The 14,555-nt window shown below is 52.5% G+C and carries 14 protein-coding genes; 11 read left to right on the top strand and 3 right to left on the bottom strand.

The genetic code is table 11. The features are described 5' to 3' along the window. The first annotated feature begins 3 nt into the window (after positions 1-3). Together SELR_RS10560 and SELR_RS17840 are read left to right on the top strand one after the other, a co-directional pair. Positions 4-735 carry a 7-carboxy-7-deazaguanine synthase QueE gene (locus tag SELR_RS10560; protein ID WP_014425218.1) on the top strand — a complete coding sequence of 244 codons (732 nt, stop codon included), beginning with the start codon at positions 4-6 and terminating at the stop codon, positions 733-735. A 311-nt stretch (positions 736-1,046) separates the two neighbouring features. After that, positions 1,047-1,850, top strand: coding sequence for a ShlB/FhaC/HecB family hemolysin secretion/activation protein (locus SELR_RS17840; RefSeq protein WP_014425217.1), 804 nt, complete (start codon positions 1,047-1,049; stop codon positions 1,848-1,850). A 111-nt stretch (positions 1,851-1,961) separates the two neighbouring features. Here SELR_RS17840 and SELR_RS10550 read toward each other — a convergent pair whose 3' ends face one another. Together SELR_RS10550 and SELR_RS10545 are read right to left on the bottom strand one after the other, a co-directional pair. Beyond that, positions 1,962-3,593 (bottom strand): sensor domain-containing diguanylate cyclase, encoded by a 1,632-nt coding sequence (locus SELR_RS10550; RefSeq protein ID WP_014425216.1) that lies wholly within the window; start codon positions 3,591-3,593, stop codon positions 1,962-1,964. Positions 3,594-4,179: 586 nt separating this feature from the next. Next, positions 4,180-4,569, bottom strand: coding sequence for a hypothetical protein (locus SELR_RS10545; RefSeq protein ID WP_014425214.1), 390 nt, complete (start codon positions 4,567-4,569; stop codon positions 4,180-4,182). Positions 4,570-4,749: 180 nt separating this feature from the next. Here SELR_RS10545 and SELR_RS10540 point away from each other — a divergent pair, with 180 nt between their 5' ends. The 3 genes from SELR_RS10540 (at position 4,750) to SELR_RS10530 (ending at position 7,711) form a co-directional block, all read left to right on the top strand. Beyond that, on the top strand, positions 4,750-5,010 hold the full coding sequence (locus SELR_RS10540; protein ID WP_014425213.1) for a hypothetical protein: 261 nt from the start codon (positions 4,750-4,752) through the stop codon (positions 5,008-5,010). A gap of 142 nt (positions 5,011-5,152) precedes the next feature. Then, a complete protein-coding gene (locus SELR_RS10535; protein ID WP_041914388.1) occupies positions 5,153-6,829 on the top strand; it encodes a putative polysaccharide biosynthesis protein in 1,677 nt (558 codons plus the stop codon). A gap of 3 nt (positions 6,830-6,832) precedes the next feature. Further along, positions 6,833-7,711 carry a diacylglycerol/lipid kinase family protein gene (locus SELR_RS10530; protein ID WP_014425211.1) on the top strand — a complete coding sequence of 293 codons (879 nt, stop codon included), beginning with the start codon at positions 6,833-6,835 and terminating at the stop codon, positions 7,709-7,711. On the opposite strand, the gene SELR_RS10525 is transcribed toward SELR_RS10530, so the two are convergent. After that, complete coding sequence (locus SELR_RS10525; protein WP_014425210.1) at positions 7,698-8,921, bottom strand: nucleotidyltransferase; 1,224 nt, start codon at positions 8,919-8,921, stop codon at positions 7,698-7,700. The genes SELR_RS10530 and SELR_RS10525 overlap by 14 nt on opposite strands. Positions 8,922-9,092: 171 nt before the next feature. On the opposite strand from SELR_RS10525, the gene SELR_RS10520 reads away from it, so the two are divergent. From SELR_RS10520 to SELR_RS10495, 6 genes are read left to right on the top strand one after another with little or no spacing between them, the layout of a single operon-like run. Further along, positions 9,093-9,953, top strand: a complete 861-nt coding sequence (locus SELR_RS10520) for a GHMP family kinase ATP-binding protein (RefSeq protein WP_014425209.1) — start codon at positions 9,093-9,095, stop codon at positions 9,951-9,953. Continuing rightward, on the top strand, positions 9,950-11,347 hold the full coding sequence (locus SELR_RS10515; protein WP_014425208.1) for a cobyrinic acid a,c-diamide synthase CobB: 1,398 nt from the start codon (positions 9,950-9,952) through the stop codon (positions 11,345-11,347). The genes SELR_RS10520 and SELR_RS10515 overlap by 4 nt, the downstream gene beginning before the upstream one ends. Beyond that, positions 11,334-12,404, top strand: coding sequence for a threonine-phosphate decarboxylase CobD (cobD, locus tag SELR_RS10510; protein WP_014425207.1), 1,071 nt, complete (start codon positions 11,334-11,336; stop codon positions 12,402-12,404). Before SELR_RS10515 ends, cobD begins: the two co-directional genes overlap by 14 nt. Then, on the top strand, positions 12,401-13,033 hold the full coding sequence (locus SELR_RS10505; RefSeq protein ID WP_014425206.1) for a histidine phosphatase family protein: 633 nt from the start codon (positions 12,401-12,403) through the stop codon (positions 13,031-13,033). The genes cobD and SELR_RS10505 overlap by 4 nt, the downstream gene beginning before the upstream one ends. Positions 13,034-13,053: 20 nt before the next feature. After that, positions 13,054-13,743 carry a tRNA (adenine(22)-N(1))-methyltransferase gene (locus SELR_RS10500; protein ID WP_014425205.1) on the top strand — a complete coding sequence of 230 codons (690 nt, stop codon included), beginning with the start codon at positions 13,054-13,056 and terminating at the stop codon, positions 13,741-13,743. Next, on the top strand, positions 13,737-14,540 hold the full coding sequence (locus tag SELR_RS10495; RefSeq protein ID WP_014425204.1) for a Nif3-like dinuclear metal center hexameric protein: 804 nt from the start codon (positions 13,737-13,739) through the stop codon (positions 14,538-14,540). The genes SELR_RS10500 and SELR_RS10495 overlap by 7 nt, the downstream gene beginning before the upstream one ends. Positions 14,541-14,555: the final 15 nt, after the last annotated feature.

The following is a 14,555-nucleotide window of genomic DNA, read 5'->3' as shown; positions in this document are numbered from 1 at the left end:
GCCATGAAAGAAAATCTGATTGAAATCTTTTCCTCCATTCAGGGGGAAGGCAAATATGTGGGCTGTCGTCAGGTGTTCGTGCGTCTGGAGGGGTGCAATCTGGACTGCACTTACTGCGATACGGAAAATGCGCCGGGCAGCCATCCGACATGCGAGGTGGAGACCTATGCGGGCAGCCGGGAATTTGCCAGCCTGCCCAATCCCCGTTCAGCGGAGCAGGTGGCCATGGAAATCAATCGCCTGTGCAAGGAAGTGCCCCATCAGGCCGTGAGCTTTACCGGCGGGGAGCCGTTGCTGCATGCGGAGTTCATCCGGGAAGTGGCCAAGGAAGTAGAAGTGCCCATATTTTTGGAGACCAACGGGACATTGCATAAGCAGCTGAAGAGCCTCATGGATGTGGCGGATATCATCAGCATGGATATCAAGCTGCCCAGCATTGTGAGCCAGCCCCAGTGGGAGGCCCATAAGAAGTTCATTGAGGTGGCCAAGGCCAAAGACCTCTACATCAAGCTGGTGGTGGCAGATGAAACTACCGAGGAAGAGTTCCGCAAGGCCATTGATCTGGTGGCGGAAACTGCACCGGAAACGCTGTTCATCATCCAGCCCGTAACGCCTTACGGCGGCTGCAAGGCGGCCAGCCCGGAGAAAATTCTTATGTGTCAGAACTATGCCCTGACAAAACTCAAGGATGTCCGGGTGATTCCCCAGACACATAAAATGATCGGGCAGATTTAATCTTGGTTTTTCATTTGACGACTTAATTTCATAAACCCTTACACGGCAAGGCTTTACGGATATTTTCGCAGAGCCTTGCCGTGTGTCTTTTGGTGCAAGTAGTGCCATAGAATTATGATTTTGGGGCAGTATGGCGCTGGCGGGTGACTGACCAGACAAATGTCAGCCGCCTGCCTTGTCTTTGCTTGCCCGACGGCGTTCCTGTTAAAGCAAAATTTAATGGCGCAAAACAAGTAGGAAATTTTCATTCCTAGGTGAATTTTAGCAACAAGGGGGTGACGTACCCTAAAAATAATGGAAGGGGAATGGATATGATATCGGATCGGCAGAAAAAAATATTGGCGTTTTCCCTTATGCTGGGATTGGGCAGTGGCACGAGTCTGGCGGCTCCGGCAGCTTCCGCAGTCCCGGGGGCGGTTATGGCCGAAGGCGGGGAAACGGCTTTCCTGGTTACCCGTGTGAAAATCCTAGGTAACAAGCAGCATAGTGAGGCGGAAATCAAAAGGCTGGTGCCTGAGGCGTCCCGTATGTTGGTACGGCCGGCGCGCCTGTCGAAGCAGTTGTCCCTATTAAATGACGGGCAGGTCATGAAGATTGCCTCCCGGTTGACGCCTAAAGAGAATCGCGAGTATGAATTGACATTGCAGGTGGAAGAGGTCAAAAATGATCAGTTTGCGGTCAGTGTCAATAACACGGGTAATGACTATACCGGCAATTGGCGCATGGGGCTGAATTATTTTAACACGGATATCACCCACCATGGGGATGCTTTGGGGGTGGCTTATACCTCCTCGCCGGATAAGCATTTCAAGGACGTCAAGCAGGCAGCTTTGACTTACAAGGCCATTTTGCCTAAGGCCGGTGACAGCATATATTTTGCTTACAGTTATTCCGATGTGGACATGGGCACCATTGCCAGCTTCGGTAATTTCAATATCGACGCCACGGGCAAGGGGCATACGGCGGCCCTGCATTATCAGCATAACTTCAAGTACAGCCATGCCCGCTGTCAGATGCTGGATATGGGCGTGGATTACAAACATTATGAGAATGGGCTCCTGGCAGGGCCTGGGGCTTCAAGGAGCGCGTGGCCACCGGGGACAAGGGGATTGTGAGAATCTCCACTCTTTTTCTTTGGCTGGTTCTTTAACGAAAAAAGCGCTAAACGACCAGATGCACGACGAGTTTGTTGTCACTGCTTATAACGGTAAGTTTTTGCGCTATTTTCAGGAAGGCTTGTTCTGTTTTTCTTTTCTGAGCCGCTTGTTTTCATACATACACTGATCGGCACGCCGGGCAACATCGTTTACGGAAGAGTCGCTTTGTGCATCGTATACGGCCAGCCCCATGGTTATGTTGGCTTGTTCCCAGGGGTGTTTGGAAGCGACAAGTATTTTTTCCCGGTAAAGCCTGAAAAGGCGGAAAAGTTCCGCTCTGTTGCGGAAATCACTATTTTCCAGGATTACGGCGAATTCATCTCCACCGATGCGGAATACCGGACTGTGCGAAAAAGCACGGCATATTAACTGGCTGGCGGTTTTGATATATATATCTCCCTTGTCATGTCCGTAAGTATCATTGATTTGTTTGAGATTGTCGCAGTCAAATACACCGATGGCAAAGGCCAGCTTTTCAGTCGGTTTGTCCATTTTGTCCTGCAGCTTTTGGATGTACGCTTCGTAGCCGGCTTTATTCCGTACGGAAGTCAGCGCATCGATATAAACCTGTCGATGGAGAGCGCCGATATGGCTTTTTGTTTGTTTAACAAGTTGTTGGAATGTTTGTGTGAGTATGCCAATCTCATCCGCATCTTTATAGGTCAGTGCAATATCGTAGTTGCCATTCGCCACCTGTTTGGCCGCTGCCGTAAGATTGCGGAGAGGTTTGGTAATGTTGTTGGTAAGGCGCAGGGTAAATAAACTTACAATCACCAATATGAAGATGGAAGCCAACAGAATGTGCCAGATAAGGATTTTCCAGCCCTTGTTTATTTCATAGAGTGGTACGGTCACATATAGGCGCATGCCGTTGCTCAAAGGCAGAAAAACGGCTTCCTTGTCAATTCCGTTAAAGTGATATTGTACATGGGAATCACCCAAAATCCGGTCAGGGGTGTCGATGGCAATTTTTTCCCCATATTGCAAGGTGGAATCCATCTGGGGGTGATAGATGACATTGGAATCGGCATCGAGGATGAAGGCATAGCCATGGTCGAAAAGCTTGATTTTTTCCACTTCATGGGCTAGCGTTTCGTAGTCGATTTCCATGCCGATAACGCCGACAAATTTCTGCTGCCAGTATATTGGCACATTGTAGGAAAGAACCCGCACATCCAGATTTTCCGTATTGTATGGCGGCAGCCACAGACCTTTACCGGTCGCTTTGGGAACGGTGAACCATACCAGAGCGGAAGTATCGTTGGTGTCATATTGGGATATGTCCGTCACTGCATGTTCCTGAAAGGTATTTCCAGCCTGCTTCACATACCAGAAACCTTTTACGTTGGGAGAGATCGCAGGATCAATCCGAAAATAATAGGTGAGTACGCCATTGGTATTATGGACTACTTTATCAAACATATGGCGGGTGTTTTCTACCTGGCCATTCAGGTTTTCATAAGGCATGCCTTCGAAGCTGTCCTGTACCAGCATGGCTACTGTCTTGGTGGATTTTTCCACACTGTTGAAATAAGTCTCCAGATTCATGGCACCGGTGGTGCATTTCAAGTGGAGCATCTGGTCAGCATCGCTGAGTCCCAGATTCCGGATGGAAATAACGCCAATAAGTGTAGCGGTGCTCATGGTAACAATAATAGCAATAATGGTCAGCAGGGTGAATTTTGTACGTATGGAATACATATAAAGAAATCCCCCCTTTTGGGTAAATATTATATAATTCTACCATAAAATTCCATACAGACTGGTAAAAAACCTGCCTGTATGGAAATTTTGTCTGGACAGTACCACGGAATTCTGACACCATGGATGCATTTTTATATAAATTGAAATAATTTAAAAATTATTTTTATGTATACAAAAAATAAGAAGGTGTTAAATATTCATATGACGAATATGCATAATATAGCCTGGATTTCTGGTTTTGTAAAGGAGGAAGCTGAAGATGGAAGCCCTGTATGCTGTGTTATTTGTGGTACCCCTTATTGTGGATATTTGCATCGGTTATGATTCCTATATGTGCTATCATAGTATATCAAAGGCTATGGCATGGTTCTTCGCAGGTTTAGGAGCGCAGATATTGGTGGGGTTGTCTATCCTATAGGGAATAAAGGCAACTGTTCCCTGTTTCGGGAAATGTTATGATGATTATTCTGGAATGTCAGGGCTGACTATGAAGATGGAGCCTTTGTAGGCGCTCTGGTGTTGGGAAAGCAGAAATCCAGGTTATATGTGGAAATGGTTGACGATATAAAAAGGAACAATTCTATTATATATGTAAGAAATTCATACACTTCATGGTAATGGTCTTGGCATCGTCGTTTTTATGCTGGCAGAGATATTCCAGCGTACAGACGTAGAGGAAGGCTGTTATGGGCACGAAGCGGTGGCCTTTGTGGAAATTGCCCCAGAGCAGGAGCTTTTGGTAGAGCTTTTCCATATCGTCTATGGTCAGCGCGTATTTCCGGACAATCCGGCGCAGTTTGTAATCCTGCTGGCAGTAAGCATAGATTTCGGCCAGCAGGTTTTTATTGTGCAGATCATTCCGGTATTTTTCAATCAGGTAAGTATTTTGATTGGAACGGCGCAGGGAATGGCGCATTTCCAGCAGGAAGATGATGGATAAGACAGCAATCAGGAGCATAAAAACGTAAGACATACTTGTCACCTCATTAATTTCTTTCTATGCTAGTTTAGCATAGTTTAAGGCAAAATACGAGCATTTGACAATACGAAAGAAAACTGTTATGATTACTGACATCTCGTTTTAAGGGATAAGAACGAGGGCATAAATATAATTTCTGTAAGGTTTTGGGATTAGAAAAGGAGACAATTTAACATGAAAAATCTTGAATGGTGTGACCTGGTTGAGCGTTTTTATGCATTTAAGACGGTAGCAGATCGTCTGGGCTTCTATGTGCCGGAAACGGCCGGCATGGAAGCAAGCCTCTATGAGTGCCGTCCTTTTGCCGCTGATGTGGAAGTGGCGGGCAAGGTTCGCACGCTGCAGGAAGGCAAGGCTCCGCAGATCGACTTTATGGACTGGTCTACGGCAGAGACGCCGGTGTACGACGATAACGATGAATTGGCTCACGCTTAAGGAGCATTTGTCTTTAATTTAGCTTCACTATGGATAAGGTGCGCAATGTGTGGTATAATTCATACGTTGCGTGCCTTTTCTTATGATTTGGAAGGGTAGCAGATTATTGGGGGCAGCAGGGCTGCACCTTTATATATAGGCGGTGTTTCTCATTAGTAAGCAGGAAGTAACAACTGAAAATAAGTCCAGCAAGGGAGAATCCTTCCTGAAGGGAACATTTATTCTAACGGTGGCGGGCTTTGTGGTCAAAGTCATCGGTTCCCTGAATTGGATTTTTGTATCCCGTATTTTGGGCGGTGAAGGTATCGGTCTTTACCAGATGGCTTTCCCAATTTATTTCTTTGCCATGACGGTGTCTCAGGCCGGTGTACCGGTGGCGATTTCTATCATCACGGCAGAGCGGGTGGCGCTGAAGGATATCTATGGGGCCAAGCGGGTATTCCATATATCCATGGCCTTGATGCTGGTGACGGGGCTGTTCTTTTCCTTCATGACCTATTTCGCGGCGGATTGGCTGATTGACTGGCAGTTTGTCCGGGATGCCCGTGCCTATAAATCCATCGTGGTATTGGCACCGACGGTGTTCTTCGTAACGCTTCTGGCCAGTTCCCGTGGTTACCTGCAGGGCTGGCAGCGCATGACGCCGACGGCGGTCTCCCAGATTGTGGAGCAGATCTTCCGCGTCATCACCATGATCCTGCTGGCAGAACTCCTCCTGCCCTGGGGCCTGGATTACGCTTCTGCCGGTGCGTCCTTAGGTGCGTTGGCCGGTGCGGTGACAGGCTTGATGGTGCTGGTCTACTTCCATTGGAAGCTGGACAAGGATATTGAGCGGGATTACGGCCATGATCTGCAGCCGCTGCCGGGGACGGAAGCGGAGTCTGCCTGGTCCATCATCTCCCGTATCTTCAAGCTTTCCCTGCCGGTATCGGCTGCCAGCATCATGCTGCCCGTTGTTTCCAACCTGGATTTGATGATTGTACCCCAGCGTTTGGAAGTGGCCGGTTACAGCGTCAATGAGGCCACGGAGCTGTTCGGTTATCTGACCGGTATGGCCGTACCCCTTGTGAATCTTTCCTGTATCATCACGGCCTCCATGGCCATGAGCATAGTGCCGGCCATTTCAGAGGCCCGGGCACTCAAGGATATGAAGCGCGTCTATAATCAGACGGCAGCTTCGGTGCGTATTTCCAACTTCGTCTGCTTCCCAGCCTTTGTCATTGTCTTCGTGCTGGCAACGCCGATTGCTTCTTTGATCTACAATGCACCGGGGGCGGGGCCGGCCGTGATGATTTCGGCTGTGAGCATCATCCTGCTGGGTCTGCATCAGGTATCCACAGGCATCCTGCAGGGACTTGGTCATCCGACCATCCCTATGGTGAATATGATATTGGCGGCCGCGGCTAAGGTCATCCTGAACTGGGAACTTACGGCAATCCCCTGGCTGGGCATTATGGGTGCAGCTTGGGCAACGGCGGCGGACATGGGTGTTGCGGCCATCATCAATCTGATTTTCATTTACAAGTTTATCGGCTATCGCATGGAGATTCCGCAGCTTTTGAAGACTATTGTGGCGGCGGCAGTCATGGCGGCAGCGGTGTATTTCTTCTATGACTTTACCATGGCCTGGTGGCAGATTGGTGTCATCTCGACCTTTGGGGCGGTTATCTTCGGCTGTGCCGTGTATATTGCGGTGATGCTGGTGATTGGCGGCCTCAAGGAGGACGATCTGCAGCGTATGCCGATGATCGGCCGCGTGGGCATCAAGTTCCTGCGCAAGATCGGCGTGTTCAAGGCGGAAGGAAAACAGGAGGCGTAAACATTGAAAAAGCTGGTGCTGTTCTATAACCCGGTTTCGGGCCATGCAGCTTTCAAGAATAAATTGGACTGGATGGTAGAAGCCTTTCAGAAGCGGGGAATTTTGCTTCTTTTTTACCGGACGAAAAAAGAAGGCAATGAGGATTTCGTTGATTTCCTGCGTGAGGTAAAACCAGATGGCGTATTGGCTGCAGGCGGAGACGGCACGGTACATGAGTGCGTCAACCTGTTGATGAAGCATAAAATTGACCTGCCCATGGGCATCATCGGCAGCGGCACCTCCAATGATTTTGCTACGTACCTTAAAATCAATGAGGATATGGAAGCTTATTTTGATAAGATTGCTGCCGGTTCCTGCCGCCGTATGGATGTGGGCAAGGTTGGGGAGCAGTATTTCATCAATGTGGCCAGCGCCGGCATGATGGCCTGCATCGCCCATGAGGTGCCCAGAAAACTGAAGAATTCCTTGGGCAAGATGGCCTATTATCTGAAAGGTCTGGGGGAAATCCCCAAGTTCCGTTCCGTGCCCCTGAACATCACAGCTGACGGCGTCAAATATGAGCTGGAGGCATTCTTGTTCGTCGTGATCAACAGTGCCGTGGTGGGCAGCATGAGGAATGTGGCCACGGGCATTTCCGTAGAAGATGGCAAGCTGGATCTTTTGGCCATCAAAAAATGCGGTGTCCATAAGCTTATGGCAATCACCGCAGAGTTGGTGGCCGGTCATCCGGTCAATGAAAAGGATTGTGTGCTGCATCTGCAGGCAAAGGACTTCCGGATTGAGACCGAGGGCGAATTGCCCAGCGATCTGGATGGGGAGGAAGGGCCGATGCTGCCATTGACGATTGAGACCATTCCCCAGGCGATCGCTATTTATTGCTGAACAAAGGTGGTTGCTGGAAGTCATTGCGGTCAGTGGCAGATTGACAGGTCAGCTCCCGCAGTTCTGTGGCGATGGTATCAAAACTTAACATCTGTTCGAGAAGCGTGAGGTCATCATGGGCCCCACGCCTTTTATTTGTCGTAAGGTATTGGCTGGTTTTGGTGATCAAGGGGATGGAACCGTGCTCCTTGATGGGGCGCAGCAATTTCTTCCCCTGGGGACTGGCGGCCAGTAGGCGGGCATAGAGGGGGCCGGCTGTGGTAAGCGCCTCCATATCCCGTTTCGTCAGCCCCAGCAACAGATAAAGCAGGGTGCGGGCAATGCGGCTGGAGGGATAGCGTTTGCTGGTGACGCCTTTGACGAGCTCCTGCCAGCTGGCGGCTGTTTTGGCATGGGCGAGGATGCGGTTTTCCAGACCTTCGTTGATGCCATAGCATTCCTGCAGTTCCGGCAGACGGCTGGTCAATAGTTTGACCTGCAGGGGCAGCAGCAGCCTGTCCATCCGGGGCAGCTGGTCATACAGGAGCTGGTTGGTCAGATCATAGGTGGCAGGTGGCAGCAGGTCAGCCGGGATATCTTCCTGCCGGTAGAGGGCCTGCCGGATGGCAGTGGCACTGGCCTTGGGGACATGGAGCGCTTTTTCATGATAAGCAGCTCCCTGTCGCTGGATCAGTAGCGGTTTGAAGGGATGGTTCAGCCGGCAGAGGCTGCGCAGATATTCCAGGGCCAGGATATTGTTGGGCTGCTGCATGAGTCTGGTTGTCTCCATATCGGCGGCCAATACCTGGTTTAATGCCTGGGCATAGGATGCTCCTGCTGCAATCCTTTCATGAAGTTCCCGCTGCCGGGCAGGGTCGTCCATCTGCATGGCCAACTCTTTGAGCTGGGCAAGGTCGCGGCTTTCAGCACCAAAGGCAAGCTGTGTCACGATGCCCAGGCGCTGCAGCAGCGTCACGGCACCCCGGGCAAAGTCCTGGGCGCTGCGGCAGGCGAAGACAAAGGGCAGCTCCAGCACGAGATCGCAGCCGCTGGCGACGGCACATTGCGCTCGCTGCCATTTGTCAAAGACAGCGGCTTCACCCCGCTGGGTGAAGCTGCCGCTCATCACGGCGATGACGAGGGAGTCGCCTTGTTCCCGGATCTTTTCAATCTGATAGAGATGTCCTAAGTGAAAGGGATTGTATTCGGCAATGATGCCTGTGATTTCCATATTCAGCCTCCGTTGCATTCTTCTCGTTTCAGTTTATCATGGTTTGGCCTGTTCGCATAGTGTTAGTCGGGAAGGTGGGGAAATTTGTCCCTGCCTTGTGTGTGGCTGGTTTTTCGGTTACAATAGTATGGTATAAATCAGGTAGGCAAGTGGAAAACGGATGTGGGACTTATGGAATTGATGGTGCGCGTTCCCGGTTCCTGTGGGGAATTGGTGCAGGGCCGGGCAAATGGCGGGGACTTTTTGGGAACTTGCCCCATTGACCGCTATACGACGGTGAAAGTCAGCAGTCAGTTTTCAGGCATCACAGGGCTGGGGGATAAATCTCAGCAGGCGCTGAAGCTGACCTTACAGGCATTGGGTTATGAAGATTTTCCGTACGGTTTGCAGCTGTGTTCGGAACTTCCCCAGGGGAAGGGCATGGCGTCTTCCAGTGCAGATATTGCCGCGGTGGTGGCAGCGGTGCTGGAAGCCCTGCAAAAAGAATGGTCGCCGCAGTTCATTATGGATATTGCCACGCAGATCGAGCCCACGGACGGCATTTTCTATCCGGGCATCGTGCTTATGGATCATATAAATGGCCGGGTGCTGGCCCGTTATGACCGACTGCCTGCAATCCGTATCACCATGTTTGATACAGGGGGGACGGTGGATACCTGCTCCTTCCATCAGGAAAGGTCGGCGGCTGACGATAGGGAAGCTGGCAGCAGTGCATTGCTGGCGGATTTTCGGCAGGCCATGGAACTGTGTCAGGCGGAACTTTTGGCTAAGGCCGCCACGCGCAGTGCCTTTGGCAATCAGGAACTGCTCTATAAAAAAGATTTGGCCAAGGTCTGGCAGCTGGGGAAAGAAGCCGGCGCCTTGGGGATCAATGCCGCCCATAGCGGTACTGTACTTGGCCTGTTATGGGGCAGCGGCATAGCAGATGCTGAGCTGCGCCGCCGGGCTGCTGCGATTGCCCGTCAGTCAGGCGTGGAATTTATGGAGCTGGTCAATTTGCGTTCCGGCGGGGTGGAGGTTGAAAGATTATGAAGACGTTGAAGAATATACCACGGCTGGTCATTGCGGCTACGCAGTCCGGCGCAGGCAAGACCACCATTGTTACGGGGCTGTTGGCGGCTCTGCGGCAAAAGGGGCTGCAGGTTCAATCCTTCAAGGCTGGCCCGGATTATATCGATCCGGGCTATCATGCACTGGCCAGTGGCCGTCCTGCCCATAATCTGGACAGCTGGCTGACGCCGGCGGAGGTGTTGCCGGAAATCCTGGCCACGGAGGCGGCAGATGCGGATATTGCCATCATTGAAGGGGTTATGGGGCTCTATGATGGTGGGCGGCTGGGCATCAGTTCTACGGCTGAGATTGCCAAACTGATCCAGGCTCCGGTCCTGCTGGTGATCGATGCCAAGTCCATGGGGGCTTCGGCGGCGGCCATTGCCCAGGGATTCCGCGATTACGACAAAGAGGTGCAGCTGGCTGGTGTTATCGTGAACCGCCTGGGTTCGGCAACCCATGAAGCCATGATCCGTGAAGCTATGGCAGGAATCGGCATGGAAGTCTTTGGCGCCCTGCATCGGGATGAAACCCTGCATATGCCGGAACGTCATCTGGGATTGCTGCCGGTGGAGGAAAATCAGGAACGGGAACTGATTGATCATATGGGGCAGGCCGTGGGCAAGAGCCTGGAGCTGGATAAACTGCTGGTTTTAGCCCGCAAGGCAGCACCATTGCCGGTGGCTGTGACGGAAAGCAGGGAAAATGCCCATAGATGCCGTATCGGCGTCGCCCGGGACGAGGCCTTTTCCTTTTACTATCCCGCCAGCATCAAGGTGTTGGAGCGGCAGGGGGCGGAGATTGTGCCCTTCAGTCCCCTGCATGACAAGGCCTTGCCCGATGTGGATGGCCTCTTTATCGGCGGGGGCTTTCCGGAGATGTTTGCTGCTGAACTGATGGCCAATGCAGACCTGCGGAGGGAAATACGCCAGCAGGCCGAGGCGGGGATGCCCATGTTGGCGGAATGCGGCGGCTATATGTATTTGCTGGAATCCCTGCAGGATTTCGCCGGGCAGGTTTATGAGATGGCCGGCGTGTTTGCCGGACAGGCGGTGATGAAGGAAAAACTGCAGATGGTCGGCTATGTGGAGGCGGAACTGCAGCAGGATTCTCTGTTGGGGAAGGCCGGCGTAAAGCTGAAAGGCCATGAATTCCATTTTTCCACGGAGCGGGAACCGGTGAAGCCGGATATGGCGCCCTTTGTATTCCGGAAACTGCGGAACGATAGCAGATATCCGGCAGGCCAGCAGGTAAATCACGCTTTGGGCAGTTACCTGCATCTGCATTTTGCCGGCTGTCCGGAGGCGGCCGCAAGTTTCGCGCAGCAATGTGCAGATTACGGGAAAAAACGGGGGCATCACGATGGAGAAATTTGAGCATGGGGGCAATATCTATACGGCGCCGCCTGTCGGGGGCAGATGGCTGGATTTTTCGGCCAATATCAACCCCTTAGGGCTGGCGCCGGAGGTCAGGCAGGCCATTGCCCAAAATATCGATGGAATCGTGCATTATCCAGATCCTGCGGCACGGAAACTGAAGGCAGCGCTGGCCAGTCATTATGGTTTGCCGCAGGAGCAGCTGCTGTTGGGCAATGGGGCCGCAGAGCTTTTTTACCTGCTGCTGCATATGATCAGACCAAAACGGGTGGGGCTGCCAGTGCCCTCCTTCAGCGATTACCAGCGGGCGGCAGAGGCCGTGGGGGCAGAAATCGTCTTTGCCCAATTGCGGGCCACTGAGGATTTCCAGGTGGATATTGATCGCTTGCAACAGGAATTGGGGCAGGTGGATTGCATCTTCCTGGGCAATCCCAACAATCCCACCGGAAAATTATTGACCAGGAAGCAGTTGGCCGCTTATTTGTCTTTTTCGGAAGAGCGTGGCATCTGGACCGTGGTGGACGAGTCCTTTTTGGATTTCCTGCCGGAGCAGGAACAATATACTGTCCGGGATCTGGTCGGTGAGTATCGCCATCTGTTGGTGGTGCGTTCCCTGACGAAATTTTATGCCATGCCCGGCATCCGCATCGGATTTGCCAGTGGTCATGAGGCGTTGGTCAAGCGGCTGGAGCAGGGCAGGGATGTCTGGAATGTCAACAGTCTGGCACAGGCAGCAGGTGTTGCGGCATTGGGCTTAAAGGAGTATCATAGAGAGAGCCGCAGGTTCGTGCAGCAGGAGAAGGATTGGCTTTATGCCAGACTTGGTGAGATCCGGGGCATATGCCCGCTGCAACCCAGCGTGAACTTTATTATGGCGGGGGTGGCAGATACGGGCCTGACCAGCGATGAACTTACGGCGCGGATGCGTAGGCAGGGCGTTTTGGTGCGCAATTGTGCCAACTATGCGGGGCTTGAGGGCCAGCAATACATTCGCCTGGCGGTGCGCACCCGGGAGGAAAATGAACAGATGCTGAAATCATTGGAGGCAGTAGTTTGACAAAGGTTATTTTTGTCCGTCATGGACAGACGGAATGGAATGTGAATGGACGTTATCAGGGGCAGTCGGATGTGCAGCTTACCGTCGCCGGGAAAGAGCAGGCGGCGAAGCTGGCGGAAAACTTCCCTGTGAAGAAGATAGATGCGATTTATGCCAGTGATCTGCAGCGGGCGATGGTGACAGCAGAGACCATCGCGGCTCGCTTCGGCCTGACAGTGCAGGCAGAACCTGCTTTCCGGGAAATCAGCTTCGGGGAGTGGGAAGGGCTGACCTATGAGCAGATCGTGGCCAAATGGCCGGAGGCTATGGGCAATTTCCTGCAGCATCCGGATATCCTGGAGATTCCCGAGGGTGAGAATTTTCCCGCCGTGCAGAAACGGGCTTCGGCAAGGCTGGAGGAGCTTGTGGCCAAACATGAGGGGCAGACCATCGTCATTGTGGCCCATGGTGCAGTACTGCGCACGCTATTGACGGCAGCGCTGCATATGCCTTTGCAGTACCTTTGGAGCATCCGCCAGTTCAACACGGCGGTGAATATCGTGCGATATGATGCCGATGCTGCGCCTACGGTAGAATTGCTGAACAGTACGGCGCATCTTGGCAGTGAACAGCAACAGGGAATCATTTAAGATAGAAGGGAGGCATTCTTATGCATTTGGATGACAGATTACAGGCCCTGGCTGATTTCGTGCCGGAGAAAAGCCGGGTGGCGGATATCGGCACGGATCATGGCTATCTGGCTGTGGCACTTATCCAGCAGGGCAAATCTGATTTTGTAGTGGCTGGGGATTTGAACCGTGGCCCTTACGAGGCGGCGAAACGCACGGTGCATGAAAATGCCATCGGTGAGGAACAGATTTCCGTACGCATGGGCGACGGACTGGCCGTGTTGCAGCCCGGAGAGGTGGATACCATCTGCATTGCCGGTATGGGCGGCATCCTGATGAATACCATATTGGAAGCTCAGCCGGCTGTGACGGAGCAGCTCGAGACGCTGGTGCTCCAGCCCATGAATGGCGCGCCGGAATTGCGGGAATGGCTTTATGACCATGCATGGCATATCGTGGACGAGAATCTCGTCATCGACGATGGCCGCATTTACGAAATCATCAAGGCGGAGAAGGGGGAGCGTAAGAAACCCTCGGGGCTCGACCTGCTGGTGGGGCCGAAGCTTTGGAAGAAGAAACCGCCTCTGCTCCGTCATCATATCGAGGCTCTGCTGTTCCAGCAGCGCCGCATCCTGAACGGCATGGAGAAAAGCGAGCGGGCGAAAGGCGATCGCCGTTATGGTGTGATCAAGCGACGTGTCAAGGCTTTGGAGGAACGGCTCAAATGGTAAAGTGTCAGGTTGTGATGGATGCATTGGAGCGCATTGCTCCCAAACGGCTGGCGGAGGACTGGGATAATCCGGGGCTGCTGGTCGGTGCGTTCAATCAGGATATCCGGAAAATCCTCGTGTGCCTGGATGTCAGCGATGGCGTGGTGGAGCAGGCTATCCGCGAGGGTGCGGATATGATTGTGGCTCATCATCCCTTGATTTTCAAGGGGCTCAAAAAAATCCGCACGGATCTGCCGTTAGGGGCGAGACTCCAGCAGCTGCTGAAGCATGATATCGCTGTGGCGGCGGCCCATACCAATCTGGATATCGCTGTGGGCGGTGTCAATGATGTATTGGCGGAGAAAATTGGCCTGGGCAGGTTATCCACCTTTGTGATTACGTCCCAGGAGGCAGATGGCACAATGGAAAGTCTGGGGCGCATGGGCAGCCTGTCTGCACCCATGACAGTGGAGGATTTTGCCGGTCAGGTCAGGGATGTCCTGCCTACGGAACATGTGCGGCTGGTGCATGCTGGCCAGCGTCCTGTGCGCAAGGTGGCCCTTTGCAGCGGCAGCGGCGCTGAATTTATCCAGAAGGCGGCCTTTATGGGGGCTGATGCCTATGTGACCGGAGATGTGAAGTACCACGAAGCCCAGATGGCTGTGGAACTTGGCATGCATGTGATCGATGCCGGTCATTTTGCCACGGAATTCCCGGTGGTGGAGGTCCTGCGCCAGCGGCTGACCGAGGAACTGGCCGAATACAATATGGAAGTCATCGCGGATCGGGAATCCCGGGATTTCTTTACGGTAATATAAATAAAAAGTTTTAGG

Origin of the sequence: Selenomonas ruminantium subsp. lactilytica TAM6421, assembly GCF_000284095.1 — a bacterium.
Classification (GTDB): Bacteria; Bacillota; Negativicutes; order Selenomonadales; family Selenomonadaceae; genus Selenomonas_A; species Selenomonas_A lactilytica.
The sequence above is the reverse complement of the archived record's forward strand: the minus strand, read 5'-3'. Positions and strand labels throughout refer to the sequence as shown.

Excerpts from the sequence above, each read along its gene's own strand:
- SELR_RS10560 (WP_014425218.1), top strand. The coding sequence starts at position 4 with ATGAAAGAAAATCTGATTGAAATCTTTTCCTCCATTCAGGGGGAAGGC.
- SELR_RS17840 (WP_014425217.1), top strand. The coding sequence starts at position 1,047 with ATGATATCGGATCGGCAGAAAAAAATATTGGCGTTTTCCCTTATGCTG.
- SELR_RS10550 (WP_014425216.1), bottom strand. The coding sequence starts at position 3,593 with ATGTATTCCATACGTACAAAATTCACCCTGCTGACCATTATTGCTATT.
- SELR_RS10545 (WP_014425214.1), bottom strand. The coding sequence starts at position 4,569 with ATGTCTTACGTTTTTATGCTCCTGATTGCTGTCTTATCCATCATCTTC.
- SELR_RS10540 (WP_014425213.1), top strand. The coding sequence starts at position 4,750 with ATGAAAAATCTTGAATGGTGTGACCTGGTTGAGCGTTTTTATGCATTT.
- SELR_RS10525 (WP_014425210.1), bottom strand. The coding sequence starts at position 8,921 with ATGGAAATCACAGGCATCATTGCCGAATACAATCCCTTTCACTTAGGA.
- SELR_RS10520 (WP_014425209.1), top strand. The coding sequence starts at position 9,093 with ATGGAATTGATGGTGCGCGTTCCCGGTTCCTGTGGGGAATTGGTGCAG.
- SELR_RS10515 (WP_014425208.1), top strand. The coding sequence starts at position 9,950 with ATGAAGACGTTGAAGAATATACCACGGCTGGTCATTGCGGCTACGCAG.
- cobD (WP_014425207.1), top strand. The coding sequence starts at position 11,334 with ATGGAGAAATTTGAGCATGGGGGCAATATCTATACGGCGCCGCCTGTC.
- SELR_RS10500 (WP_014425205.1), top strand. The coding sequence starts at position 13,054 with ATGCATTTGGATGACAGATTACAGGCCCTGGCTGATTTCGTGCCGGAG.
- SELR_RS10495 (WP_014425204.1), top strand. The coding sequence starts at position 13,737 with ATGGTAAAGTGTCAGGTTGTGATGGATGCATTGGAGCGCATTGCTCCC.